We start from the raw sequence: 25,097 nt of genomic DNA, 5'->3' as shown, positions 1-25,097 counted from the left end.
GTTACTCATTATTAGGAGGTGACATCATGCCAAACATTAAATCTGCTATTAAACGCGTGACTACAAGTCAAAAAGCTCAAGACGCTAATATCTCTCAAAAGAACGATATGCGTACTGCTGTGAAAAACGCAAAAGCTGCTGTTGAAAACAACACAGATAACAAACAAGAATTAGTGACTTTAGCTGTTAAGAAAATTGACAAAGCTGCTAAAAACAACTTAATCCATGCTAACAAAGCTGGACGTTTAAAATCACAAGTTATGCGTTCTAACTAATCATAACACGCAGCCCCGCGATTATTCGCGGGGCTTTTTTATATGCTCAGTATAAACAATTCAAGTATCAGCACTTTATCCATGTAAGAGGACTTCAGCTGATAATCCGTTTCCGTGCATTTCTCCATGATACCTAGTATATGTGAGAGATCCAGGCGACCTACTTTTCTCAGGGCGAGTTTCACCCGGTAAGGATGTATTTTCAGGCTTTTAGCGATCTGCGCTTCACTGAACCCTTTCTGATTTAAAATTTTCGTCTGGTAGTACAGTCTATACTGCCCGCTGATCAGTGCCAGCAGTTTGATCGGCTCTTCCTTCATGTTGATCAGGTCATGCAGCAGCTGGACTGCTTCTTTCTTGCGGTTCGTCGTAATATAATCGGTCAGCAGAAAGACGTTCTGCTCAAGGCTGCGCGAGACAATCAGCTTCACATGGCTGAGGACGATGATCGGTTCGTCACCGACATAGAGCAGCAGCTTCTCAAGCTCATTTGTGATCAGTTTATAGTCAGCCCCTGTCAGCTGAATCAGTTCATCAAGGGCATCCTGCTTGATATCTTTGAACTGCTCGTTCAGCGATTTTTTAATCCACTGGCGGAGCGCATGTTCATCCATGGCTTCGATCTTATTGACTTGATGCTGCTGCTTCATCAATTTCACGATTTTTTTGCGCTCATCCAGCTTGTCATGATTCACTTCAAAAATGACATAGTTCGGCCCATCGAAACGGGTGATGAACTCAACAAGTGCCTCCAGCGAATGCTCCACTGCTGTTTTCCCCCGGTCACCGGTGAAGATATAGCTGTTTTTAACGACGATGACTTTATAATCGCTTAAAAATGGTATCGTCATGGCATCTTCGATGATCTGCTGCACCGGCACTTCATGCAGATCATATTTGGCAAAGTTAAAATCGTCCTGGTCAGGCAGCAGTTCGTCTACGATTTCCCGTGTTTTTTCTGCTACCAGTTCAGGCACGACACCATAGTTTAAAGTTATAGCTTTCAAAATAACTGCTCCCTTATTAAATCTTAATTTCATTATAGCTTTTTTTTCCCAGTTATCATATACTAAAGAAGAATTGGAGGTTGATGAAATGAATCATTTTGAACACGATGTACAGTCTAAAAATAACGATGTTAAAGACTCAATGCTGGCATTTGGAATTGGCTTAGGTACATTTTCGGCCATCTATATCATCGCCCAGATTTTTGACTTACTGCCGAAATAAGCAAGAAACCAGACGTTACTGTCTGGTTTTTTTTATGGCCTTTTTACCTGTGATGAGCGCGTTGTCCTCAAACTCCACTTTCCCGTCGCGCTGGGTGTTCAGTATACTGATGCCCCGTGTCTCAAGCCGCCGGATGACACTTGAGTGCGGATGTCCGAAGCGGTTGTTACGGCCGGCCGAAATCACCGCATAGTTCGGCTTCAGCCTATCGAGCAGCGCATCTGAAGTACTCGTCTCGCTGCCGTGATGGCCTATTTTCAGTACATTCACCGTGATGCCGCTGAGCTGTGATGTAATCTGCTGCTCTTTGTCAGCAGGCAGATCTGCCATCAGCAAATAAGTCAGCTGCTTAAGCTTGACGAACGTCACAATACTGCTGTCGTTTTCGTCTCCGGCTGAGGAATCTATATTCATCAAGTGCAGCTGGGCATGTCCAAGCTTCATGGCCGGCAGCCGTCTGCTGTCTATCACCTTCGTATGATTTTCTGCTGCCGCAGCCAAAGTTTCCTTATATTTCTCCGCCCCGAACGATACCGGATTGATGATTAAATAATTAATGTCAAAGTGATGCAGCAGCTGTACCGCCTCCCCGAAATGATCCTGATCCGGATGTGTTAACAGCAAGTAATCAATCGTGTCATAGCCGCGTTCAGTCAACAGCGGAATCACCGAGAAATCAGCCGTTGAAGACGCTTTCCTCCGCTCTTTCCACGGCGCGCTGTCAAACGTCAGCTGACCGCCGGTATCAATGACCATCACTTTGCCCATACTTTCGACAATCGTACTATCGCCCTGTCCGACGTCTACAAAAGTCACACGATCTGCCTCTTTCGGCCAGGGCCAGCACATGAGGAGCAGGCAGAGAGAAGCCATGACGCTCAGCCCTGCTGATGTCGAGCGGTAGCAGCAGTATATGCCGTAGCAGACGACAGCTGCGATCATTATATAGAAGACAGCCCACTGGTTGCTGATGACTGTCTCCGGCAGATGCAGCCCATTAAAGAGCGCAATCAGTGCATCATTGATTTTAAAGAGCACGGTCAGCATATCGAGAAGCACTGACGGTACAACATGAAAAAACATCGCTGCGAGAAGAATAAGCGTACATAACGGGAACAGCAGGAAAGTGAAAAACGGGACAAACAGCAGATTCGTAATAAAACCGCTCCACTGAATAGTGTTAAAATGGAGCAGCAGGACCGGCAGACTCGCCATCTGCGCAAAAAAAGTAGTCATTATAAAAACAGCAGGCGCCGGCTTTCCGTCAAATAACCTTCCGGTAAAGATCAGCACAAACGAAATGATATAGGATAACTGGAAGCCGATGTCCATTATCAGCTGGATATCATAAAGCAGGAATAACAGAAACGACAGCGCGAGACTGTCCAGCAGGGTCATTCCGAACGGTTTCAGCAGTATATAGAGAAAAATGAACAGAGATGCACGCAGGACAGAAGGTGAACAGCCGGTGAGCAGTGCATAGAGCGGAATCAATACCAATATTACCATCCGGCTGTATAACAGCGGAACATACAGTCGCTTTAGGACGTAGAAGAGCTGTACCGATAATAATGCCACATGTGAGCCGCTGATGGCATACAGATGATAGATGCCCAGTGCTTTCAGCGCTGTCAATTCATCTGTGGATAAATAGCGTGTATCACCAAGTGTCAGCGCCACGACATACGCCATGCGTTCATGAGGCAGCGTCATCAGCCAGTCAGCAAGCTGCAGCCGGTATTTCTTCAGCCAGTCTATGCCGACCGGTTTGAGCGGCTGACAGCTTGTCCTGTCAAATGTCGTTACCTTGGCGGTATAATGAATTCCTTGAAAGCTGAGGTACTCATCATAGTTGAACTTCAGGCCGTTCGTGTTCGGCAGTACCCGCTGCAGCCTCAAATCAACCGGACAGCGCGTATAATAAGGCATATGTGCTTTGATGAAGCGCTGTTCTTCTTCACTGCCGATATAGTAGTTGAAACGCAGTTTTTTCTCTCCGGCTGTCAGTGTACCGGACAGTAAATCTCCGTCCACTTGAACGTCGTCCTCAAAAAGCACGGGCCCTTTGTACGACCCGGCTTCATTATCAGTCCAGTCAAAGTCACTGAGGACCGTATGACCGCTGCTGCTCAGCATCAAAAAAGCAGCGATGACTGCACTGTACATCAGTAAAAACATCAGTTGCTTTTTAACGTAAAGATGGATAGTCAGAACTATCACAAGGATACATGCGCTTACCGGAGATTCGGTCAGCAGAATACCGATCAATGCACTTAATGCGCTATTCAGCCACACATGTATCCCCCTTTACTGGATAGTCATAAAATATGAAGCGGTTTTCTCTGCGTCAAATGGAATTTTTTCAGCCTGGATGCCTGCCTTTAACAGCAGTTCTATCGCGTATGGATGATTTTTATAATCCTGAGCGTAGTAAATTTTTTTGACGCCTGCCTGGATGATGGATTTTGTACAGTGCAGGCAAGGAAAATGTGTCACATACAGCTCTGCTCCTTCTGTCGACACGCCCATTTTGGCGCACTGCAAAAAGGCGTTCATCTCAGCATGGACCGTGCGGATGCAATGTCCTTCCTCTACATAGCAGCCGACATCGATACAATGGGCATCGCCTGACACCGAACCGTTATAGCCGCCGGCAATAATGCGGTTTTCCCTGACAATCGTCGCGCCGACGCTCAGTCTCGTGCACGTTGACCTTAAAGCCAGCAGCTGACTCTGCGCCATAAAGTAATCCTGCCATTTCATTCGTTCCATTGTTATTCCCCCTTATCACTTTTATTTTAAGCAATAACAGCGGGAATTACAATTCGACAAATGGTTCGAGGGTGACATATGTCTTCTCGCCGATACCTTTAATCTCTTTCAGCTCCTCTTTCGTCTTGAAGCCGCCGTGCTGCTCGCGGTACATGAGAATGTCCTGCGCTTTCTTCGGACCGATGCCGGGAATTTCCTGCAGCTCTCCTTCCGTGGCAGTATTGATGTTCACTGTCTGCTGTGCAGCAGAACGGCCGGCAGCCTGATGGTACATTTCATACTTGCCCGCTGCTACTTCTCCTTTAACAGGAATATAGATGACCATTTGATCGGTCAATGTCATCGCCAGATTCACTGCCTGAATATCTGCATTTTTCAGCGGCACTGCTAACTTGATCACATCATTCACCCGCTGCGTCTTTTTTGCGGGGTAGACACCAGCGAATTTCACTGCTCCTTTAACATCCACCATGATTGAATCACTGACTGTCTTATCATGCACGGGTTCAAGAGCTTTCACGGGCTGCGCCGGCACTTTCACGACTTCATCCGTAGTCTGTCCGGGCTCATTCTTAAAGAAGTTGAAGATGAGAAAACCTGCCATCAGCAGCACCACTATAATACCCAGCTTGGCCTTATGTTTCTGCAGCAGCAGAAGAAAATCATCCATATAAAAACACCTCCACCTAATTATCGGTGGAAGTGTCATTTTCACTTTTTTCTGTCACAAATAAAATTTAATTTCATCATTGATGTGTCACGACGAAGAACAGCCGTTCCGGTTCATTGCCGACCGGCTCATCCGGCAGAAAGTCAGCAAACACACGTACTGCTTTCAATTCCGCCTCAGCAAGCAGCCGTGTATAATCCGGCACACTTAACGTCTGCTGAAAGTGCGTTTCATCATAGCGATCATACTTACCCTGGTCATCTCTGACGAAAAACGACAGTTCATGCCAGACACTGTCCGCTTGTTCACCGGCAAACGTCTGCCATATATAAGTGACATCCTCCGTCTCATCCGTGTAAGTCTGACCATCAAACAAATGTGCCATCTTCCACTGTGAGTGAACATCAAACAGAAAGGTCCCTTTTTCAGCAAGATGCGCCTTCACCCGGCTGAACAGTGCCGGCAAATCTGCCGCTGCGATATAATTCAGACTGTCACAGTAACATGTGATTAAATCAAACGTCATGCCGAGGTCCAGCTCAGTGATGTCCTGAACAAGCCAGTTGACTGACGGATCCTTCTGAGCTGCGACAGCAAGCATATCTGCACTTAAGTCAACACCGACACGGGTCAGAGACGTGGGCAGCAGCGTCGTGAAACTGCCGGTGCCGCAGCCGAGATCGAGCACTGTCTTTGCATCAGTTAAATAAGGTGCGGTCACTGCCAGCCACTTATCATAAGGCTGATCATACATCAGCCTGTCATATAACGCCGCAAATGCTTCATAGGCCATCTTAGTCTACCTGTTCAAACTCAATGAACTCAGCGTCACGGTATAGACGCTCCAGATTATAGTAGCCCCGTTCTTCTTTATGGAAGACATGGACGACGACATCACCGAGGTCAATCAGTACCCAGCGCGCTTCATTGAAGCCCTCCAGGCGGTTGACATCCAGCCCGTTTTTGTGGGCCTGATCTTTTACTTCGCGGGCAATCGCCTGTACTTGTCTATCTGAATTGGCATGACAGATTAAAAAATAATCTGTGATCCCGCTGATTGTTTTGACATCAATTGCTAAAATTTCTTCTGCACGTTTGTCATCACATGCTTTTGCTGCTACTTCCAATAATTGTTTTGAATCCATTCACTCAATCCTTTTCCTATTTTTCTAAGTTATAGTAATTTAAACACTCAATTGTTCTGGGATAAATGCATTTATCATTTTCAAGCAGAAATTTGACGGTCCGCTTCGAAATGTCGTAAATCGCTTTATCAAGTTTTTTCTCGTCAAATATCATTGTTCTCATCTCATCGACACCCGGCTGATTTCGTCCGGGTTCGATATAGTCAGCGACAAAAATAATTTTCTCTGTCAATGTCATCTGCTTGCGACCGGTTGTATGATTAAATATCGCCTGCAGCACTTCTACGTCTTCTATGCCGTGTTCATATTTCATGAGAGCTGCAGCAACCGGTCCGTGCAGTATTTCAGAATTATAGGCAAGCAGTTCCCGGTCAAGTTCATACTTCGTCACCAGCTGATACATGAGCGCTAAATCATCGTACTTCGCGTAGTCATGCAGAATGCCTGCAAGCTCTACTTTCTCTGCGTCACCGTTGAATAAATCAGCCATTTTGACCGCTGTCTCTGCAACACGCATAGAATGTTCGAATCGTTTTTTCGGCAGCTTCTCTTCTACTAGTTTAATGGCTCTTTTCTTTTTCATAGATCTGTTCCTTTCGGACAAAGGCTTCAATCTCAGGATGCAGCCAGAATTTGACGGTTGCTCCTTCAGTCAGCCTTCTTCTAATTTCTGTAGCGCTGATGTCGATTCTCGGGATATGAAACGACATATCCGGTGCCGTTACTTGATTTTCTTCTGTCTCGCGATTGACGACGATAAAACGGCAGAGCTTCTTAAGTTCATCAATGCGGTGCCACCGATTAAGCTGGACGTATTGATCGGTGCCGATGATGACCGCAATATCCTCATCATAACGGCTTAATTCAAGCACAGTATCATACGTATAGCTGTCACCCGTCCGGTTGATTTCCATGTCAGACACTTCGCCGAATTCCAGAACAGCAGCCGCCAGTTTAAGCATATCCAGTCTTTCCTGGTTCGTTGCTACTGTGCGCTTTACTTTCAAAGGGTTTTGACGCGCAGGCATCAGTATGAACCGGTCCGGTCGAAAAGACTGATACACTTCATGAGCAACGATCATATGACCGATATGAATAGGATCAAACGATCCGCCGTAAAGTATAATCATCGCGGTAATTCTAGCTGCTTGTGGTTCCGGGACGGTTTGTAGAGAATGATCGTTGACCCGATGACCTGCACAAGTTCACCGTAGACGCGTCGTGCCAACTCTTCAGCAAGCACTTCTTTTTCGTCCATATTGTTCTGAAGCACACTCACTTTAATCAGTTCGCGTTTCTCCAGTGCATCGTTCAGCTGGTCGATTAAATTACCGTTGATACCACCTTTACCGACTTGAAAAATCGGGTCAATGTGATGGGCTTTTGCTCTTAAATAACGTTTCTGTTTTCCTGTTAACATAGTAACCTCCTCATAGTTCCTGGATAACGCGTTCTTTCATGACACTTCTATCAGCCGGCTCACCCGTCCAGATTTCAAAGCTCTGCGCCCCTTGATTGACAAACATATCTAATCCATTCATCACTGGCAGCTGATGACGTGCGGCTTCAGCGAGAAACGGTGTGACCGCCGGCGTATAAATGATATCAGCCACGTGCGCGGTGTTATTAGCACGATTTAAGTCACAGAGCTCTTCTGCCGCAAAGCCGGTCATACCGATAGGTGTTGTATTGATGATTAAATCCATAGTGCCAATCACTTCATTGACATGCGCCAGCTGAATGGCATTCACAGTAAATGGCCAGTCACTGAAGCGGTCGAGCGAGCGATTAGCGACAGTGACTTCTGCCCCCGCCTGCTGCAGTGCATAGGTGATGGCCCGGCTAGCACCGCCTGCTCCGAGTATCAGCACTTTCGTTCGTTTGAAATCCGTCATGCTGAAATTCTGGCCGAGACTTTCCACAAAGCCGCTGCCGTCTGTATTGTAGCCAGTCCATCTGCCATCTGTTATTTTCACTGTGTTGACTGCCCCCATCATGCGGGCTTCCTCATCAACCTCATCAAGATACGCCATAATAGCAGATTTATGAGGAATCGTGACGTTGAAGCCATCAAGCTGCTGCTCTTTAATAATATCCCTGATATGATGGAAATGAGCCGGCGCAATATCGAGCGCTGTATACGAGTGCTCATGACTGCCGGCTGTAAAATTCGCATGGTGCATGACAGGCGACAATGAATGTCTGACCGGATGGCCGATGACTGCGAAATTCATCTGATCACCTACAATATGCTCGGTCTTAAATAGACATCCACCTGCTGCGGCGCAAACACTTCAATAACCGCTCCGGCTTCCACTGTAATAAACCCAAGACCTGAAATAATAATATCCTGTTTCTTATCTTTGACAGACAACGTATGGCGGCGCACCGCATCAAAATCAAATGTCTTATCACCTGGAGGTGTCAGCAGTTCACCGATCTGACGCTGCCATAAATCATCAGCATTCATAGACTTCGTCCGGTGAATATTTAACCGGTTAGAGATAAAGCAGTTTAGGCTGCGGCGGCCGCCGGACACATAGTCCACACGCACGAGCCCGCCGAGAAACAGTGTCTGACCTTCGTTCAGCTGATAGTTGCGCGGCTTGATCTCTTCTTTCGGCATAATGACCTTCAATTCATCATCTGTCACATAATGCGTCATCTGATGCGCCTGAATGATACCCGGTGTATCGAACATAAATGTCCCGTCACCGAGCGGGATATCAATCAGATCCAGTGTCGTCCCTGGAAAATGAGAAGTAGTGATGACATCTTTTTCGCCGATGCTGCGCTCGATGAGTTTATTGATCAATGTGGATTTACCGACATTTGTCGTCCCGACGATATAGACATCTTTGCCGTCCCGTTCACGTTCAATCGTCTCAAGCAGTTCATCAATACCATGATTTTTAGCTGCGGAGATAAGCACGACGTCTTCCGGCTTCATCCCAAGCTCCTTCGCCAAGTGCTTGATCCAGAGTTCGACGCGATTTTTATTGATCAGCTTCGGCAGCAGATCAATCTTGTTTGCTGCAAGAATCACTTTCTTGTTACCGACGATGCGTTTCAGCCCGTTGATCCATGACCCTTGAAAATCGAAGACATCAATCACATTGACAATGATGCCATCGCGGTCTCCTAACGCATTCAGCATCGTCAGGAAATCATCACTCGTCATATTAACATCCTGAATTTCATTATAATGCTTCAATCTGAAACAACGTTTACAAATCACGTCTTCCTTATTCAAGCTTGACTGCGGCACATAGCCCGCTTTCGTTGCAGCATCGCTCTGGAGTACTGCTCCACAGCCGATACATCTCATTTCATTCGACAAACATATTCCTCCTATAAATAACGAACTCGCCCTATATTCCTTTACTATTCTACCACATAAGCTGAGGAATGAAAAAAGAACTATTCACAGCAAAAAAGTCCAGGGAATATCCCGGGACTTCAGTAAGCGGGTGATCGGAATCGAACCGACGACATCAGCTTGGAAGGCTGAGGTTATACCATTTAACTACACCCGCACATGTATTTAATTATTTTAGCTGATACGCCAGAAAAAATAAAGAAGAAAGCTCCAGATTACTGGAGCAAAGTGCTTACCATCTGTTCTCAAGTTTCTCGAGCATTGACTGCCCTTGCTGTGTAAGTTTCAGATCACTCATCGAGCTGACGACGTATTCACCATTCTGTTGATATGCCGCTTTATCGCCGTCTACTAAGTCATTATCAAATAAGTAGTCAAGTTCAGCCGTAATTCCCTCCGACTGGACATCAACTTTTTCAGCATTGAATGTGCCTTCTTTAGAAATACTGTCTAAATAGTTATAAAGTACATCTTCATTTAAGTTCATTTTTATTCTCCCTTTCGCTGCTTGTTATATTATCTATACCCTTAAATTATAGTTTATACCATTTGATTTAAAGTCAGCAGAGAAAGGTTTTTGAGAAAAACAAAGTATAGGGCGGCCGCTCAAACGAATATTTCTCCACTTTTATTCGCGAGGAGCCGCTCAAACGAATATTTCTCCACTTTTATTCGCGGGGAGCCGCTCAAACGAATATTTCTCCACTTTTATTCGCCGGGAGCCGCTCAAACGAATATTTCTCCACTTTTATTCGCCGGGAGCCGCTTCATAGTTTTTCTGCCAGGTCATTCACTAAAACTGCAAGTTTTGCTCGTGCTATCTGCCTGACATTCACCTGTACACGCTCCCAGAAACCGTCTTCCTTATATCTTGGTATGACATGGACATGAAAGTGAGTATCTGGATCCATAGCTGCGCCGTTATTTGAGGCGATAGTGACGCCTTGGACTTCAAACTGCTCTTCAATCAGCTGGACGATGAGCTGCTCAAGCCGGATGAGCTCGATGAGTTCCTCGTCCGTCAGTTCAGTCAAATTCAGCCGATGCTTATTTGAAATGATGAGCAGATGACCGTCTTGTATAGGGTCAATATCAAAGACAACTTTAAAGCAGCGGGTCTGAAGCAGCAGTTGCTCTTCTTTCAGTTGGTGACAGAATATACAATTATCCATTAAATCGTCCTCCGAATAACATAAAAGCTCTCAAACTTATGAGAGCTTTACGGTTACTTATTGACATCAACGATGACGCCGTCACTGCCGATAGTGATCGGCTGTTTGCCGTCCCATTTATCGATCATCTGCTTACGGATAATCTGATCGGATAGAGATTTCTCGAGAATTTCATTGGCTGCTGCCTGACCTTCTGCTTCAATCTTCTTCTTTTTAGCGTTCTCTTCTGCTATCGCACGGTCCGTTTTAGCACGCTCCAGCTCCTGGTTGGCTTTCACCCGCTCATCAATCGCTGCCTGTGTCGCTTTATCAGCTTTCGGACTTGAAATGGCAATGTCTTCCACAATAAAACCCTGCTTCGTCAAATTGTCCTGCAGCATCTCAATTGTATTCTTCTTGATTTCGCTTGTTTTAACACCGAACGTCTCAATAACGGAGAACTTCGCCACGGACTGGCGCAGGCCGTCCTGCACACGTGTTCTTAAGAAGCCGCTCTCCAGGCCTTCGATATCGGCATTCCCAAACTTGTTGAAAATATTCACGACTTTCGTCGGATCTACATGATAGTTCACGCTGATGTCCATATTCAAGTTCTTACCGTCTGAAGTCGCTACATTTAAATCATCGTATTCCTTTGTCTGGGTTCTGATCGGGTAATGGACGGCCTTATCAAGTGGTGAAATAATATGCCAGCCTGCAGGTTTTGTCTGTTCTTTAACACCGCTGACTGAATAAATGACGGCCTGGTAACCTTGCGGGACTTTCTCGATGCTCATGAATAGAATGAGTGCACCAAGCAGCAGAATCGCTCCTAATATAGTGGTAAGCAGCAATGACTTGCGGTTAACGGGTTTCTTCGGTTTCGAGGGTGTGGATGAGTTCATTGATTTCTTCAAGCTCCTTCTCTAATGGTTTAATTTCAGAAAGCTGCTGAAAGTGCTGACTGCGGATTTCAATCGCATGTTCAAGCTGCTTTTTCTTCTGCACGAGCCGCTCTTTCTCAAGCTGATCATCATAGTGCTGACGCACATATCTCCGTCTGATATCACCTGCTTCAGCCCGATAAGCAAAATAGTCGTATACTCGGGATAAAATAAAATACAGTGCGATACATAGAATGATTAACAGTAGCATTCCCAGTAAAAAGTAGCGCATGAACTTACTCCTTTCATTCACTTCTTATTATAATTATAGCATTTTCTGATAACCAGCAGCTGATTTCCAACCTTAAAGTTTTCTTAAAAAAAGACATGCCGCAGCATGTCTATTCTTCCCAGTTGATATAGCCTTTACGCTTGAAATACGCAAGAAAGCGCCGTTCCATCATGCGGTTCACTCGTGTCTTCCATTCATCGTTGGCCTTGACCGGTACGACCATAATGGAATAAAAGCCATTTGAATTGGCCGCCAGAACGTCTGTCATCATCTGATCGCCGATCACCACGGTCTCTTCCGGCTTGACATTCATCGCACGGCATGCTTTCTTAAATGCCGCACCCATCGGTTTTCTCGCATTAAAAATATAATCGACTTTAAGCGGCGTCGCAAACGCTGCGACACGGACCTCATTATTATTGGAGACAATCGTCACTTTAATGCCTTCTTCACTCATACTGTTGAACCAGCTGACGACTTCCTCGGTAGCGAGTTCAACGTCCCAGCCCACTAATGTATTATCAAGGTCTGTGATGATCGCTTTCACACCGCGGCCTGTCAGCTCTTCCGGCGTAATTTCGAAAATATTTTTAGCATACTTACTGGGCAGCAGATATTTTTTAAAGATTCCCATAGTTTCACCTCTATTTCAGCTTATTGTCTCTTACCCTTAATGAGGCAGGTCATTCATATAGAAACCCCAATTCCATGAGAATCGGGGTTGACGACTATTCGATAACTTCTCGTTCGCCACGTTCTACTTCAGTCTCAGAATAGATAATGAAGCCGATAACAGCAGTGGCAACCACAGCGATTGACATAATATAGATCATAATGTGCCTCCTTTAACAGCAATAATCTCTATTAATGATTTTACAATTTTACTGGAAGAGACGCAAGCGACTTCAAGGAACTCATCGAACGTCATGCCCGCCTCGCCGTTAGCAAGGTCAGACACAGCACGCGTAATAATAAACGGCATCTTATACTGATGACATACTTGAGCGACCGCTGCAGCTTCCATCTCCACTGCCAGCACTTCCGGAAAATCATTGATAATCTGCTGTTTTTTTGCTGATGTCCCGATGAAACTGTCACCGGAGACAATTAGCCCGATATGTGCAGTCAGTTCGTTGCTGACAATCGCCTGCTCAGTAAGTGCCATTAAGCGTTCGTCTGCCTCATAAGTAAGCGGCATCCCGGGCACCTGGCCGCGCGCGTAACCAAACTCTGTTGCATCCACGTCATGATGCAGTACGTCGCGGCTGATAACGATATCACCGACTGCAAGACCGCTGCCGAGACCACCCGCTGACCCTGTATTGATGATGGCATCCGGCTGATACTTATCAATCAGCAGCGTTGTACAAATAGCTGCGTTGACTTTGCCGATACCACTCTGCATCAGTACAGCTTCCTGGCCGTAAAGATTTCCTGTGTACACTTCAACATGGGCAAGCTGAATGGTCTCCATGTTCTGCATATCATTTTTCAGAATTGCTACTTCTTCCTGCATCGCTCCGATTATACCTAGCATAACTACCTCCTCATGATAAAAAGTGCTGTTGATCAGTGATCATCCACTGTCCAGCACATATTGAAACACCTTGGCCTCCGGAAACTTGACTATGATTCAGTCATTCCCGAGCGTCCAAGGTGTCACGGATTAATATGATCAGCTGATTTCTACGATTTTTACGCGCATTTCATTACCATTCGGCAGCGGCACATTGATCTCATCATTCACTTGTTTACCAAGCAGTGATTTAGCGATCGGTGATTCATTTGAGATTTTCCCTTCAAATGGATCTGCTTCAGCTGAGCCGACGATCATATAAGTTTCTTCGTCCCCGTCCGGAACTTCCACGAATTTCACTGTACGGCCAAGCTGCACTTCTGATTTTGAGCCATTGTCTGAAATGATGTTAGCATGACGCAGCATCATTTCAATTTTAGTGATTTCCTGTTCGACGAAACCTTGTTCGTCCTTAGCTGCATCGTACTCGGAGTTCTCAGATAAATCTCCGAAGCTGCGCGCCACTTTAATTTTTTCAACGACTTCAGGACGTTTGACTGTCTTTAAGTACTCTAATTCTTCCTCCAGTTTGTTATAGCCTTCCTGAGTCATCGGATATTCTTTTTGGATTTCCATCGTTCTTCCTCTTTTCTCGGTCTGTTAATTTCTAACTAATGATTGTATTTTTGTCGTCATAATATCAATGGCGACGGTATTGCTGCCGCCCTCTGGAATGATGATATCTGCATATCTCTTCGTCGGTTCAATGAACTGATTATGCATCGGTCTGACGACGGTCAAATATTGATCGACCACCGATTCCATCGTCCGGTCACGCTCTTCAATATCTCTGACAAGGCGTCGCAGAATCCTCAGGTCAGCGTCCGTATCGACGTATATTTTAACATCCATCAAATCACGTAATTTTTCATTCTCGAGTGCGAAAATTCCCTCTACTATAATAACATCTTTTGGTTCAAATGTAATCGTTTTCTCGCTTCTAGTATGGATTGTATAGTCATACGTCGGTACATGGACCGTTTTGCCGTCCCTTAAATCGATTAAATTCTGATACAGCAAATCATTGTCAAAAGCAAAGGGGTGGTCATAGTTAGTTTTCAGCCGCTCTTCAAAACTTAAGTGGGACTGATCCTTATAATAATAGTCCTGCTCGATCAGAGCAACACTGAATCCTTCCAGATTCTTCATGATCTGAGAGGTGACAGAAGTCTTACCAGACCCTGAACCACCTGCGATTCCGATGATCGTTGTTTTCATCAGCCAATTTCCTTCCGCATCATATTATTTTTAAAGACAGGATGCGCTGTTTTGAACTGCACAATTTGCAGCGGGTGTCTTGCTGCATCAAGCTCGTTTCCTTCTTCATCATAAATCTTGTCAATCACTTGCTTGAAATTGCGAATCTCTGGTCCGAAGAATTCAATTTCCATACCCGGCTTGAAATTATTGCGCTGCTGAACAGTCGCTATCTGTGTAGTTTCATCATAGTCTAACACTAAACCACAGAAATCAAAAGGTGTTTTTTTGGACTGCTGATGACCGAACATCTGCTCCTCAAATCCCGGCACCCCTTCAAAGAACGCAGGCGCTGTATCGCGGTTTGCACACTTATCCAGTTCAATCAGCCACGCAGGGTCAATCTTGAAGTTCTCTGGATCTGCACAGTAGGCATCGATGACTTTACGGTATACTGACACGACTGTCGCAATATAATGGATGGACTTCATACGCCCTTCAATCTTCAATGAATCAACGCCGATGTCAATCATACGCGGAATAGCTTCAATCAGCTTCAAGTCTTTCGGACTCATCGCGAAAGGTGTCACATTATCACCTTCATAGACGACATCAATGTCATCGTTATCAACCGTCAGCAAGTCATAGTCCCAGCGGCAGCTCTGACAGCAGCCGCCGCGGTTTGAGTCGCGGGCAGTCATATGATTGCTTAACGTACAGCGTCCGGAATAGGCAATACACATTGCACCGTGGACAAATGCCTCGATTTCAATGTCGACTTTTTCTTTCATCAGTTCAATTTCATCGGCACTCGTCTCGCGGGCAAGAACGACACGTTCAAGTCCTTCGTTCTTCCAGTATTCTACAGCTTTCCAGTTCGACAGTGACTGCTGCGTGCTCAAATGAATCTCAAGCTTCGGTGCCACACGTTTACAAGTCTCAATGATTAACGGGTCAGCCACAATAATCCCTGTCGCATTTGCTGCTTCCAGGCCGCGCAGGTAATCTTCCAGACCCGGAATATTTTCGTCATGGGCAAAGATATTGGTCGTCACATAAACTTTCGCCCCGTATTTCGCTGCGAAGGCGGCACCTTCTTTAATTTCTTCCAGCGTGAAGTTGTCCGCGTTTGAACGTAGACCATATTCCTGTCCACCGAGGAAGACAGCATCTGCCCCGTAATGCACGGCGATTTTCAGTTTCTCAAGGTTACCCGCCGGCGCGAGCAGTTCAGGCTTCTTCAATAATGTTTTTGGTCGAGTTAATTCCATTTCTGCTTTCATATTATCATCCTTAATAAACAGTTTGTTTGTACAGAAAGCCTTGATCCAGCGGACGATATTCAGGCTGGATATCTTCGATGACTACCAGCAGCTCAAATTTCTCTTCATCATAAAGGTCTGGATCTTCTTCGTATAAGTCGATGGCTTTTCTATATTGTCGAGTGACTTCAGTAATATAATCTTCTGAATGAAGGACGCCGTCAATTTTAAAGCTGTCAATGCCTGCTTCAAATAATTCTTCTAGCTCTTCAATCACACAAATATCATTCGGGCTCATAATATGAGTACCGTTATAATCCTCATAGATCGGATACTTATTATTACGTTCTTCATCGTACAGCAGCATGTTGCGGGCGTCATGACGGTTCTCTATCTTCATCGCCTTTTCCTGATACAGGAAGTAGTTGCCGAGCAGCTGACGTTTTGACTGGAACATACAGGTCATCCCGTGGACCTGCACTTCAATCTCAACGTCAGCGTGTTCTTTAATCTCGACGACTTCTTCCATGCTCAGCTCACGGGCAAGCACTGCTCGAACTGCGCCGCGCGCGCCCCAGTAGTTACATTGGAAATGATTGGTGACCACAGTCTCCTGATTCCAGTGCAGAGGAATTGGATGTTCCTGCTCCTTGACGTACATGACTACTGCCGGGTCACCGAAGATAATGCGGTCTACTTTTATTTCATGCAGCCAGTTGATGTATGCTTCGACATCATCAAGATGCTCATTATGGAACAGGCCGTTCACTGCGACATACGCTTTCTTGCCGGCTGCGTGAATCATATTAACTGCAGCAAGCAGCTCTGCTTCCTTGAATTCACCGGCTAATCTCAAGCCGAATTTTTCCTCACCGATGACAAAGGCATCTGCTCCGGCTTCAATCAATGGCTCAAGGTGCGTCAGTGACTTAGGTGTTACTAATAACTCTGTCATATTAAAACTCCTTTACCGAGATGCTCATACCATCTCCGAGATCTATAAAATTCGTCGTATAGCCTGTCTGCTCTGTCAACCAGTCGTTGTACTGTTCGATTTTCCTCACCATCTGCTTAACGTTCCGGCTTCTGACGATTTCAATGTTGCCGACAAAATCGTGGTACAGAATATTGTCTGTAATGATCAGTCCGCCTTTTCTGACCAGCGGGCTGTACAGCTCAAAAAATTTCTTTGACTGGGCTTTAGCCGCATCGATAAACAATATATCATACTGTCTGTCATCAACGTCACATAATGCCTCTGCGGCGTCTTTATAGACGAGGCGGATGCGGTCTGTGCAGTTAAAAGCCGCGACATTTTTCACAGCCTGCTCATACATATCTTCGTTTCTTTCAATCGTTGTAACTGTCACTTCAGCAGCCACAGAAGCAAACTGCAGCGCACTGTAGCCGATCGCTGTACCGATTTCAAGAATGGAGCGGGCACCGTGTATACGGATCAGCTGCTTCACCATCTCAAGAGCGACTTTATCCATTATCGGCACTTGATGCGCTGCTGCATAGACACGTAAGTCATCTATTTCATTCATTTTATTTAACTGAGTAATATATGTTCTGTTGTCCAACACTACCATTCCTTTAACGGAAAAACTACCAACCGGCCGGCTGGTAGAATTCAAATTCATTCAAAATATTGTATCATATTTCAGCGTAAAAATTAAGTGTTATTTTTAACTTCTTACTCCTGCGCACTCCATCCATGACAAAAAGCAGCGGAATTGGCACCGGCTGCTTTTTGTTCGAGTCCTTCAGAGCACTCCACTGGTCACTGGTTATCGATGTGCTCAGCTTTTAACTTGTTATGCTCTTCCAGCGTTTTTGAGAAGTAGTTCTTGCCCGATGAATCAGCAAGGAAGTACAAGTAATCCGTATGCGCAGGATTCAGTACACTTTCCATCGACGCTGTACCGCTTGTCGCGATTGGTCCCGGCGGAAGTCCTGTATTGATATACGTGTTATACGGAGAATTTACTTTTAAGTCTGCTTCATAAGTCACTTCTTTATGACGGCCGAGTGCATAGAGCACGGTCGGATCAGTCTGCAGCGGCATCGGCGGGTTTTGTTCCATCCGGTTAATAAATACTGATGCGATTTTCGCGCGGTCAGTCAGTCCCGTCGCCTCACGCTCAACTAGTGAACTGAATGTCAGAAACTCATGGAACGTCAAATGTTTTTCAGTGCCGCCTTCATTGATGACGATACCACCGTACTTATTCCACAGTGGGAACGCATTGTCCTGTGTTGCCGTCAGCATTTTATCGACAATTTCTTCAGTCGATGGATTCTTTTTTGTGAATTCATACGTCGCCGGATACAAGTAGCCTTCCAGCGGCCGCTTAATATTAGGCGCAAAGACGTCATTTGAAATCAGCTTCGGATGCTTTTTCTGCATTTTCTTGACGAAATCCCTGCTGTTGACTTCCTTCATGAAATCCCCGGCCTTAATCGATGTATTCTTCGCGACAATCGCAGCAATCTCATCAATTGTGATGCCTTCCGGGATGTTCATCTTGAAGACTATCGGCTGATAGACTTTACCTTCCTGGAGACTTTTCGATATCTGCTTGAATGTCATCGATGGAGACAGTTCATAGCTGCCCGCCTGGAAGTTTGAAATATTGTTGAACTTCAAGTAATACTTGAACATATCACTGCTTTTAATGATGTTTTTCTTTTCCAGCTTCTCACCGATCATCGTCGCTGTCTCGCCCGGCAGCACTTCAACCTTCGTCGTTTTCTTGTTGTTCGGATCCAGCGGCTTCTGGCTGGCAGAAAAGTAAAAAAACGCTGCGCTTCCTGCGATGATAAGACCGAGCAGCAGCAGACCGATGATCACTGCTGACAAGGTTCTCGACGCTGATTTTGCGTCTCTTATCTCTTTATTACGGTTGCTCATAAAGTCACCTTAAACCCCTAGAAATTTTCCTCGTCAATTTCAGTGTTGACGATTTCTTCAATCATATCCCACTCTTCGTCTGTTTCGACCGGAAGGAATTTTCCGCCGTCGCCTGTCTCGTTAGGAACATTGATCATTGGAATCAATTCGATTTCATCTTCATCAGATGCGCCTTCTTCAGCAAGGATGACATAATTCTTATCGAACTCAGGATTATAGAACTCGAGAACTTTACGATAAAGTACTTCGTTATTGTCTTCATCATATAATGTCAGTAATTCCTCTTCGTTGTTGATATCTAAAGTACCGTTCACTTCTTCGTTTTCGTGGTTATGGTTATGTTCTGTCATAGTCATTCTCCTTATGATTTAGAATTTAAATACCCTTGTAAAATAAAAACTGCTGCCATCTTATCGATTACTGCCTTGCGTTTCTTGCGGGATACATCTGCTTCAAGCAGAGAACGCTCTGCAGCGACGGTTGAAAGCCGTTCATCCCACATTACAATCTCAAGATGCGGACAAGCTGCTTTCAGCACTTCGCTGAAATGAATGGACGCTTCCCCTCGCGGACCTACAGTGTTGTTCATGTTTTTCGGTAGACCGATGACAGCGACATTGACATGATGCTCGTCAATGATCTCCTGCAGCCGGTCGAGTCCGAGGTAACCTTCCTGCTCATTGATACGGAGTGTTTCGAGTCCTTGAGCAGTCCATCCCATGGCGTCACTCAGCGCTACACCGATCGTCTTCGTGCCGACGTCAAGACCTATCGCCTTATTCATCAGCTTCCTTTTCAGCCAGGATATAGCTTGATACGAGCTGTTCCATTATATCATCGCGGTCCAGTCTTCTGATTTGATTACGCGCCTCATTGTGTCTTGGAATATAGGCAGGATCCCCGGACAGCAGATAGCCTACAATTTGACTGATCGGACTGTAGCCTCTCTCTTCGAGCGTGTTGTACACATTGAGCAGGACTGTACGAACTTCTTCTTTCGGCAGTTCATCAAAGTCAAACTTCATTGTTTTATCGAAATTTTCCACTGTTTACACCCCTTTTACTGACATTGCTTCACTTTGTATCATACTATAAACTGCATGTAATTTATAGTGAAGAAATATGCTCTTTAACAAATTGTAATGCAGCTGTTATTTTAGCAGGGTCATTAGCGCCGCCTTGAGCGGAATCCGGACGGCCGCCACCTTTACCATCTGTCACTGCCGCCACTCCTTTGATCAAGTCGCCCGCTTTCACGCGGTCAGTGAGTGACTTGGCAGCAGTTGCCATGTAGCTCAGCTTGTCATTAGCTGCAGCGAGGAAAATAACTGTATCAGGCAGCTTTGATTTATAGTCATCCATCAGTTCACGCAGTGCTTTGGCATCTTCTGCTTCTACTTCCATAATTAATGCGTCAATGCCGTTGATGTGTTCTACGCGCTCTTTAATGTCGCCGACTTTCAGTGCGGATAATTCTTTCTGCAGTTCACCGACCTGCTTCACGAGCTGTTTCTCTGACTGCACAAGTTCTGACACTTTCGTCTCGAACTGTTCAAGGTCCCGTGCTTTAAGCGTCGTCATCAGTTCATTGACCGCTGTCTCATACTGCGTCAGGAATGCATAAGCTCCTTTACCTGTCACCGCTTCAATACGGCGCACTCCCGCACCGGTGCCTGATTCAGAGACGATTTTAAACAGACCGATTTCAGCGGTATTTCTCACATGGACGCCCCCGCACAGTTCAATCGAGAACTCGCTCATCTCGACGACACGGACGACATCGCCGTATTTCTCCCCGAACAGTGCCATCGCACCTTTGGCTTTCGCCTCATCAATCGGCATCTCTTCTATCACAACTTTAATATTCGCCCATATTTTCTCGTTGACGATCGCCTCAACTTTATCCAGTTCATCGCGTGTCACAGGACCGAAGTGTGAGAAGTCAAAGCGCAGACGTTCAGGCGTAACGAGAGACCCTGCCTGATTGACATGTGTGCCCAGCACCTGTTTTAGCGCTGCATGCATTAAGTGCGTCGCGCTATGGTTTTTAATGACATCATTTCTGAAGTCTCTGTTGACCGCGGCTTTCACCGTCGAGCCGACATGGACACGGCCGAACTTGACGGTCCCGGTATGCAGATTCTGACCGTTTGGTGCTTTCGTCACTTCCGTCACTTCGATCTCAAAGTCATCATGGCTGACTGTTCCTCTGTCGGCTATTTGACCGCCGCTCACCGCGTAGAACGGTGTCTCACGCAGAATAAACTGAATCGTTTCTTCACCTTCCACTTCCTTGACGTCACTGCCGGCTGCAATAATATGTTCAATCTCAGTCGTATGTGTCAGCGTGTCATAACCGACAAAGCGGCTCGGCGTCGTGATGTTCGCAAGCGTCTCACTCTGCACCTGCATACTCTGTGTCTTCTGACGTGATTCTCTGGCACGCGTACGCTGTTGCTCCATCGCCGCGTCAAAGCCTGCACGGTCAATCTTCAGTCCGTTCTCTTCCGCCAGTTCCTCGGTCAGTTCAACCGGGAACCCGAATGTATCGTAAAGCTTGAATACATCTGCCCCGTCCAGTTGTCGTGAACCGCTGAGCGCTGCGTCTTTCAGACGGTTGAAGTGAACAAGCCCTTCTTCCAGTGTCTCGTGGAATCTGTCTTCTTCTGACTTGATGACCCGCTTGATGAAATCTTTCTGCGCGTCCACATCTGGATAGTACGGCTTCATAATGTCTGCGACAATATCAACAAGCTCATACATGAAAGGCTGGTTGATATCCAGCTGCTGTGCAAATCTGACCGCGCGGCGCAGCAGGCGGCGCAGCACGTAACCCCGTCCTTCATTTGACGGCAGTGCACCGTCACCGATTGCAAAAGCCACTGTGCGGATATGGTCAGCGATCACTTTGAACGCGACATCTGTTGCCTTTGACACGCCGTATGTTCTGCCGGAAATCTGCTCTGTCTGCTTGATGATCGGCTGGAATAAATCTGTATCGAAGTTTGTACGCACGTTCTGAGAAACGCTCGCCATCCGTTCAAGACCCATCCCTGTATCGATGTTCTGCTTCGGCAGCGGTGAATAGGTATGGTCAGGATTATGGTTGAACTCAGAGAACACTAAGTTCCATACTTCAAGGTAGCGCTCATTCTCACCGCCCGGATACATCTCCTCTATCGGATTGTCCTGACCGTAATCCTCACCACGGTCATAGAAAATCTCAGTGTTCGGACCAGACGGACCTTCACCGATATCCCAGAAGTTGCCTTCGATACGTGTAATACGGTCATCAGTCAGACCGATCTCATTCACCCACAGCTCATAAGCCTCTGTATCTTCAGGGTGGATCGTCACATAGAGCTTAGCAGGATCTATCGCCAGCCAGCGTTCACTCGTCAAAAATTCCCATGCGAACTGTACAGCTTCCTTCTTGAAATAATCACCGATGGAGAAGTTCCCGAGCATCTCAAAGAACGTATGGTGACGCGCCGTAAAGCCCACGTTCTCAATGTCATTAGTCCGGATGGATTTCTGGGCATTGACGATTCTCGGGTTGTTCGGAATGACCCGCCCGTCAAAATATTTCTTCAGTGTCGCAACACCTGAATTGATCCATAGCAGCGTATCATCATCAATCGGTACAAGCGGTGCAGACGGCTCAATCATATGGCCTTTTTCAACAAAGAAATCCAGATACATCTGTCTGATTTCAGCAGCAGTTAAACGTTTCATTAAATAATCTCTCCCTTAAAATAAAATAAACGTCCGCCCCAGAAAGGGACGAACGTGTTCGCGGTACCACCCTAGTTATGACTGACGTCATCACTCAAAGAATTATTAATTTACACCATGAATGCAGCCTTCAACTGATTGCTGCGCACCTTTCACCGGCCGGTACGTCTCTTTAGACAACAAAGCAGTTTACTCATCATTCACTGAATAATTAAATTATATGGACATTCATGCTATTCGTCAACTGTTTGATAATCATACGGTGAAATCCCGTCCATATTGATCATCGGTGCAATTAAATGCATATTGTCCTCTGTCAGTTCTCCGACCGGAATCGCAGCCGGCACCGTGTCCAGCGCTTCATCCGGCTTGAAATATTCCTGCAGCACCGTGCTGAAGGAAGTCATTCGTTCAAGTCCGGTTCTCGCGATTCCTTCATCGAATGCCTGCCGCTCCCCGCAGATAATGAGGGACTGCTTCGCACGGGTCAGCCCGGTGTATAGTATGTTTTTCTGCAGCATGCGGTAATAGGCACGCACGACTGGCATGATGACGATCGGAAACTCAGACCCTTGGGACTTATGTATGGAACAGCAGTAGGCGTGCGTCAGTTCAGTCAAGTCCTGCTTCGTATAAGTGACTTCGTTCCCGTCATAATCGACGATGACGACGTCTTTATTCAGCGCGTTCTCCGCCGCCATGAAAATACCGACCACTTCACCGATATCACCGTTGAACACGTTGTCCTCGGGCCGGTTGACCAGCTGCAGCACTTTGTCATTTTTGCGGTAGACGACATCGCCGAACGGCAGTTCCCGCTTATCATCAGCCTTCGGATTCAGTATGTCCTGCAGCTCCTGATTCAGAAACTTGATGCCGGCTTTCCCTTTGTATATCGGTGCCAGCACCTGGATATCCCGCTTATCATAGCCTTTATCCACAGCGCGGGTGACCACTTGATTGATGACCGCCGGGATCTGCTCGGTCGAACAAGGTATAAATGACCGGTCATTATAGCGCGCAGCGATATCGAACGGCTGATTACGCTTAATCTGATGGGCAAGCTCAATGATAGAGGACCCTTCCTGCTGCCGGTACACTTCTTCCAGCTCGACCTGCGGCATGATCTTTGATTCGATCATATCTCTGAATACCTGGCCCGGTCCGACTGACGGCAGCTGGTCCTGGTCACCGACAAAGATCAGCTGACAGTCATTCGGCACGGCACGCATCAACTGGAACATCAGCCATGTATCCACCATCGACATCTCATCGATAATGACGAGCTTAGCAGTGATCTCATTTTCAAGAATGTCGTCCGGCTTGCTTTCACGCGTCCAGCCGATCAGCCGGTGAATGGTCGTCGCTTCTAGCCCGGTTGATTCAGACAGCCGCTTGGAAGCCCGGCCGGTAGGCGCCGCAACTGCAATCGGAAAATCAGACTGCTCATAGTCCTTATAGTCCAGGCTGAGGCCGTGGAGCTCCGCATACAAGTTGACGATTCCGCGGATCACTGTGGTCTTACCTGTGCCGGGTCCGCCTGATAGAAGCATCATCTTGCTGTTCATGGCTATCTGCAGGGCCTCGCGCTGCTTCCTGGCATAGCTCACTTCAAAGAGATCTTCAAGCTCCCCGATCATCAGCAGCACTTCCGACTGTTCAAACTGCTTGATGTTATCCTGATGGTTCATCAGCCGGTGGAGCGTCTGCACGGTCTTCATCTCAGAATAGAACAGACTCGGCAGATAAATGCGGTCCTGCTCTTTAACAAGCACTTTCTCTTCCGTCAGTTCCAGCAGTTTATGGACGAGCAGCCCGGTGTCCACTGTTTCCCCTGTCTTCGTCAGCAGGTGGTAAGATGTCTCAAGCAGCATATCTTCAGGGATATAAGTGTGTCCGTTCTGCAGACATGCCTGCTCCATCGAATAGACGAGTGCAGCCTTCAGTCGTTCGGGATGACTGCCTGCAATACCGAGACGATGGGCCAGTTCATCTGCTTTGTTGAAACCGATCCCCTGAATATCCATGACCAGCCTGTAAGGCGATTCTTTGATGACCCGGATAGTGTCTTCCTTGTAAAACTGATAGATCTTCATGGCGAGCTGCGGACCGAAGCCCCAGTCATTCAGCTTGATCATCGTCTTTTCAATCGCCTGGTTTTCACTGATAGTCTGATAGATCATATCTTTCTTCTCAGGTGACAGCTTCGGCACCCGGTCCAGTGATGACCGGTCATCCATGATGATGTTCAGTGCATCCTCGCCGAGAATGTCGACAATCTGGCGCGCGATTTTCTTGCCGATTCCTTTGAACAGATCACTTGATAAATAATGGATGACACCGTCTTTTGTCTGCGGCATCTCTTTTTCAAACTTGTCCGCAGTCAGCTGTTTTCCGTATTTAGGATGCGTCACTGTCCGCCCGGTGAAAGTATAGGTATCACCTTCAGCGATCTGCGGGAAATAACCCGTCACTGTGACTTCTTCTTCAAAGTCTTCATTTGAATCAATCACTTCCGCTTTCAAGACAGTATAAAAGTTGTCGGCGTTCTGAAACAGAATCCGGGTGATCGTCCCTTTGACGAACGGCTGATCAAATAAAGACATATTCTCCAC

The 25,097-nt window shown here is 46.3% G+C and carries 30 protein-coding genes and 1 tRNA gene; 2 read left to right on the top strand and 29 right to left on the bottom strand.

Features of this window, described 5'->3' with window-relative positions:
* Positions 1 to 26: 26 nt before the first annotated feature.
* On the top strand, positions 27 to 275 hold the full coding sequence (gene rpsT, locus ERX35_RS03460; protein ID WP_149458525.1) for a 30S ribosomal protein S20: 249 nt from the start codon (positions 27 to 29) through the stop codon (positions 273 to 275).
* A 38-nt stretch (positions 276 to 313) separates the two neighbouring features.
* Here rpsT and holA read toward each other — a convergent pair whose 3' ends face one another.
* Positions 314 to 1,315: a DNA polymerase III subunit delta gene (holA, locus tag ERX35_RS03455; RefSeq protein ID WP_149458524.1), complete on the bottom strand. Its 1,002-nt coding sequence runs from the start codon at positions 1,313 to 1,315 to the stop codon at positions 314 to 316.
* A 55-nt stretch (positions 1,316 to 1,370) separates the two neighbouring features.
* Here holA and ERX35_RS03450 point away from each other — a divergent pair, with 55 nt between their 5' ends.
* Entirely contained in the window at positions 1,371 to 1,505 is a 135-nt protein-coding gene (locus ERX35_RS03450; RefSeq protein WP_149458523.1) for a YqzM family protein, read from the top strand.
* Between the two features lie 15 nt (positions 1,506 to 1,520).
* Here ERX35_RS03450 and ERX35_RS03445 read toward each other — a convergent pair whose 3' ends face one another.
* From ERX35_RS03445 to recD2, 28 genes are all read right to left on the bottom strand, one after another.
* Entirely contained in the window at positions 1,521 to 3,800 is a 2,280-nt protein-coding gene (locus ERX35_RS03445; RefSeq protein WP_149458522.1) for a DNA internalization-related competence protein ComEC/Rec2, read from the bottom strand.
* A gap of 12 nt (positions 3,801 to 3,812) precedes the next feature.
* Complete coding sequence (locus ERX35_RS03440) at positions 3,813 to 4,277, bottom strand: ComE operon protein 2 (RefSeq protein WP_149458521.1); 465 nt, start codon at positions 4,275 to 4,277, stop codon at positions 3,813 to 3,815.
* A 46-nt stretch (positions 4,278 to 4,323) separates the two neighbouring features.
* Positions 4,324 to 4,947: a helix-hairpin-helix domain-containing protein gene (locus tag ERX35_RS03435; protein WP_170234522.1), complete on the bottom strand. Its 624-nt coding sequence runs from the start codon at positions 4,945 to 4,947 to the stop codon at positions 4,324 to 4,326.
* A gap of 76 nt (positions 4,948 to 5,023) precedes the next feature.
* On the bottom strand, positions 5,024 to 5,740 hold the full coding sequence (locus tag ERX35_RS03430) for a class I SAM-dependent DNA methyltransferase (protein ID WP_149458519.1): 717 nt from the start codon (positions 5,738 to 5,740) through the stop codon (positions 5,024 to 5,026).
* A gap of 1 nt (position 5,741) precedes the next feature.
* Positions 5,742 to 6,092 (bottom strand): ribosome silencing factor, encoded by a 351-nt coding sequence (gene rsfS, locus ERX35_RS03425; protein WP_149458518.1) that lies wholly within the window; start codon positions 6,090 to 6,092, stop codon positions 5,742 to 5,744.
* Between the two features lie 16 nt (positions 6,093 to 6,108).
* Entirely contained in the window at positions 6,109 to 6,675 is a 567-nt protein-coding gene (gene yqeK, locus ERX35_RS03420) for a bis(5'-nucleosyl)-tetraphosphatase (symmetrical) YqeK (RefSeq protein ID WP_149458517.1), read from the bottom strand.
* Positions 6,653 to 7,222, bottom strand: coding sequence for a nicotinate-nucleotide adenylyltransferase (nadD, locus tag ERX35_RS03415; protein WP_149458516.1), 570 nt, complete (start codon positions 7,220 to 7,222; stop codon positions 6,653 to 6,655). The genes yqeK and nadD overlap by 23 nt, the downstream gene beginning before the upstream one ends.
* Positions 7,219 to 7,512 (bottom strand): ribosome assembly RNA-binding protein YhbY, encoded by a 294-nt coding sequence (gene yhbY, locus ERX35_RS03410; RefSeq protein WP_149458515.1) that lies wholly within the window; start codon positions 7,510 to 7,512, stop codon positions 7,219 to 7,221. The genes nadD and yhbY overlap by 4 nt, the downstream gene beginning before the upstream one ends.
* Positions 7,513 to 7,522: 10 nt before the next feature.
* Positions 7,523 to 8,326, bottom strand: coding sequence for a shikimate dehydrogenase (gene aroE, locus ERX35_RS03405; protein ID WP_149458514.1), 804 nt, complete (start codon positions 8,324 to 8,326; stop codon positions 7,523 to 7,525).
* Positions 8,327 to 8,334: 8 nt separating this feature from the next.
* The gene (gene yqeH / locus ERX35_RS03400; RefSeq protein ID WP_149458513.1) at positions 8,335 to 9,432 is read right to left on the bottom strand and encodes a ribosome biogenesis GTPase YqeH; all 1,098 of its coding nucleotides are present in this window, start codon (positions 9,430 to 9,432) and stop codon (positions 8,335 to 8,337) included.
* A gap of 125 nt (positions 9,433 to 9,557) precedes the next feature.
* Positions 9,558 to 9,628, bottom strand: a tRNA-Gly gene (locus ERX35_RS03395).
* 75 nt (positions 9,629 to 9,703) lie between these two features.
* On the bottom strand, positions 9,704 to 9,958 hold the full coding sequence (locus tag ERX35_RS03390; protein WP_149458512.1) for a hypothetical protein: 255 nt from the start codon (positions 9,956 to 9,958) through the stop codon (positions 9,704 to 9,706).
* 280 nt (positions 9,959 to 10,238) lie between these two features.
* Positions 10,239 to 10,643 carry an HIT family protein gene (locus ERX35_RS03385; RefSeq protein WP_149458511.1) on the bottom strand — a complete coding sequence of 135 codons (405 nt, stop codon included), beginning with the start codon at positions 10,641 to 10,643 and terminating at the stop codon, positions 10,239 to 10,241.
* 53 nt (positions 10,644 to 10,696) lie between these two features.
* Positions 10,697 to 11,527, bottom strand: a complete 831-nt coding sequence (locus ERX35_RS03380; RefSeq protein ID WP_149458510.1) for a prohibitin family protein — start codon at positions 11,525 to 11,527, stop codon at positions 10,697 to 10,699.
* Positions 11,487 to 11,798: a hypothetical protein gene (locus ERX35_RS03375; RefSeq protein WP_149458509.1), complete on the bottom strand. Its 312-nt coding sequence runs from the start codon at positions 11,796 to 11,798 to the stop codon at positions 11,487 to 11,489. Before ERX35_RS03375 ends, ERX35_RS03380 begins: the two co-directional genes overlap by 41 nt.
* Positions 11,799 to 11,907: 109 nt before the next feature.
* Positions 11,908 to 12,432: a YqeG family HAD IIIA-type phosphatase gene (locus ERX35_RS03370; protein WP_149458508.1), complete on the bottom strand. Its 525-nt coding sequence runs from the start codon at positions 12,430 to 12,432 to the stop codon at positions 11,908 to 11,910.
* A gap of 195 nt (positions 12,433 to 12,627) precedes the next feature.
* On the bottom strand, positions 12,628 to 13,335 hold the full coding sequence (gene mtnN / locus ERX35_RS03365) for a 5'-methylthioadenosine/S-adenosylhomocysteine nucleosidase (RefSeq protein WP_149458507.1): 708 nt from the start codon (positions 13,333 to 13,335) through the stop codon (positions 12,628 to 12,630).
* Between the two features lie 138 nt (positions 13,336 to 13,473).
* A complete protein-coding gene (gene greA / locus ERX35_RS03360) occupies positions 13,474 to 13,950 on the bottom strand; it encodes a transcription elongation factor GreA (RefSeq protein ID WP_149458506.1) in 477 nt (158 codons plus the stop codon).
* Between the two features lie 24 nt (positions 13,951 to 13,974).
* Complete coding sequence (gene udk / locus ERX35_RS03355; protein WP_211359977.1) at positions 13,975 to 14,595, bottom strand: uridine kinase; 621 nt, start codon at positions 14,593 to 14,595, stop codon at positions 13,975 to 13,977.
* Positions 14,592 to 15,854: a peptidase U32 family protein gene (locus ERX35_RS03350; protein ID WP_149458504.1), complete on the bottom strand. Its 1,263-nt coding sequence runs from the start codon at positions 15,852 to 15,854 to the stop codon at positions 14,592 to 14,594. The genes udk and ERX35_RS03350 overlap by 4 nt, the downstream gene beginning before the upstream one ends.
* A 10-nt stretch (positions 15,855 to 15,864) precedes the next feature.
* Positions 15,865 to 16,788 carry a peptidase U32 family protein gene (locus ERX35_RS03345; protein WP_149458503.1) on the bottom strand — a complete coding sequence of 308 codons (924 nt, stop codon included), beginning with the start codon at positions 16,786 to 16,788 and terminating at the stop codon, positions 15,865 to 15,867.
* 1 nt (position 16,789) lies between these two features.
* Positions 16,790 to 17,419, bottom strand: a complete 630-nt coding sequence (locus ERX35_RS03340) for an O-methyltransferase (RefSeq protein ID WP_149458842.1) — start codon at positions 17,417 to 17,419, stop codon at positions 16,790 to 16,792.
* Between the two features lie 197 nt (positions 17,420 to 17,616).
* A complete protein-coding gene (mltG, locus tag ERX35_RS03335; protein ID WP_149458502.1) occupies positions 17,617 to 18,747 on the bottom strand; it encodes an endolytic transglycosylase MltG in 1,131 nt (376 codons plus the stop codon).
* A gap of 17 nt (positions 18,748 to 18,764) precedes the next feature.
* Positions 18,765 to 19,097 (bottom strand): DUF1292 domain-containing protein, encoded by a 333-nt coding sequence (locus ERX35_RS03330; RefSeq protein WP_149458501.1) that lies wholly within the window; start codon positions 19,095 to 19,097, stop codon positions 18,765 to 18,767.
* 11 nt (positions 19,098 to 19,108) lie between these two features.
* Positions 19,109 to 19,531, bottom strand: a complete 423-nt coding sequence (gene ruvX, locus ERX35_RS03325; RefSeq protein ID WP_149458500.1) for a Holliday junction resolvase RuvX — start codon at positions 19,529 to 19,531, stop codon at positions 19,109 to 19,111.
* Entirely contained in the window at positions 19,524 to 19,793 is a 270-nt protein-coding gene (locus ERX35_RS03320) for an IreB family regulatory phosphoprotein (RefSeq protein ID WP_149458499.1), read from the bottom strand. Before ERX35_RS03320 ends, ruvX begins: the two co-directional genes overlap by 8 nt.
* Before the next feature lie 61 nt (positions 19,794 to 19,854).
* Positions 19,855 to 22,482, bottom strand: a complete 2,628-nt coding sequence (gene alaS, locus ERX35_RS03315; RefSeq protein WP_149458498.1) for an alanine--tRNA ligase — start codon at positions 22,480 to 22,482, stop codon at positions 19,855 to 19,857.
* A gap of 233 nt (positions 22,483 to 22,715) precedes the next feature.
* On the bottom strand, positions 22,716 to 25,097 hold the full coding sequence (gene recD2 / locus ERX35_RS03310) for an SF1B family DNA helicase RecD2 (RefSeq protein WP_149458497.1): 2,382 nt from the start codon (positions 25,095 to 25,097) through the stop codon (positions 22,716 to 22,718).

It is taken from the genome of Macrococcus equipercicus, assembly GCF_004359525.2.
Taxonomy (GTDB): domain Bacteria; phylum Bacillota; class Bacilli; order Staphylococcales; family Staphylococcaceae; genus Macrococcus; species Macrococcus equipercicus.
The sequence above is the reverse complement of the archived record's forward strand: the minus strand, read 5'-3'. Positions and strand labels throughout refer to the sequence as shown.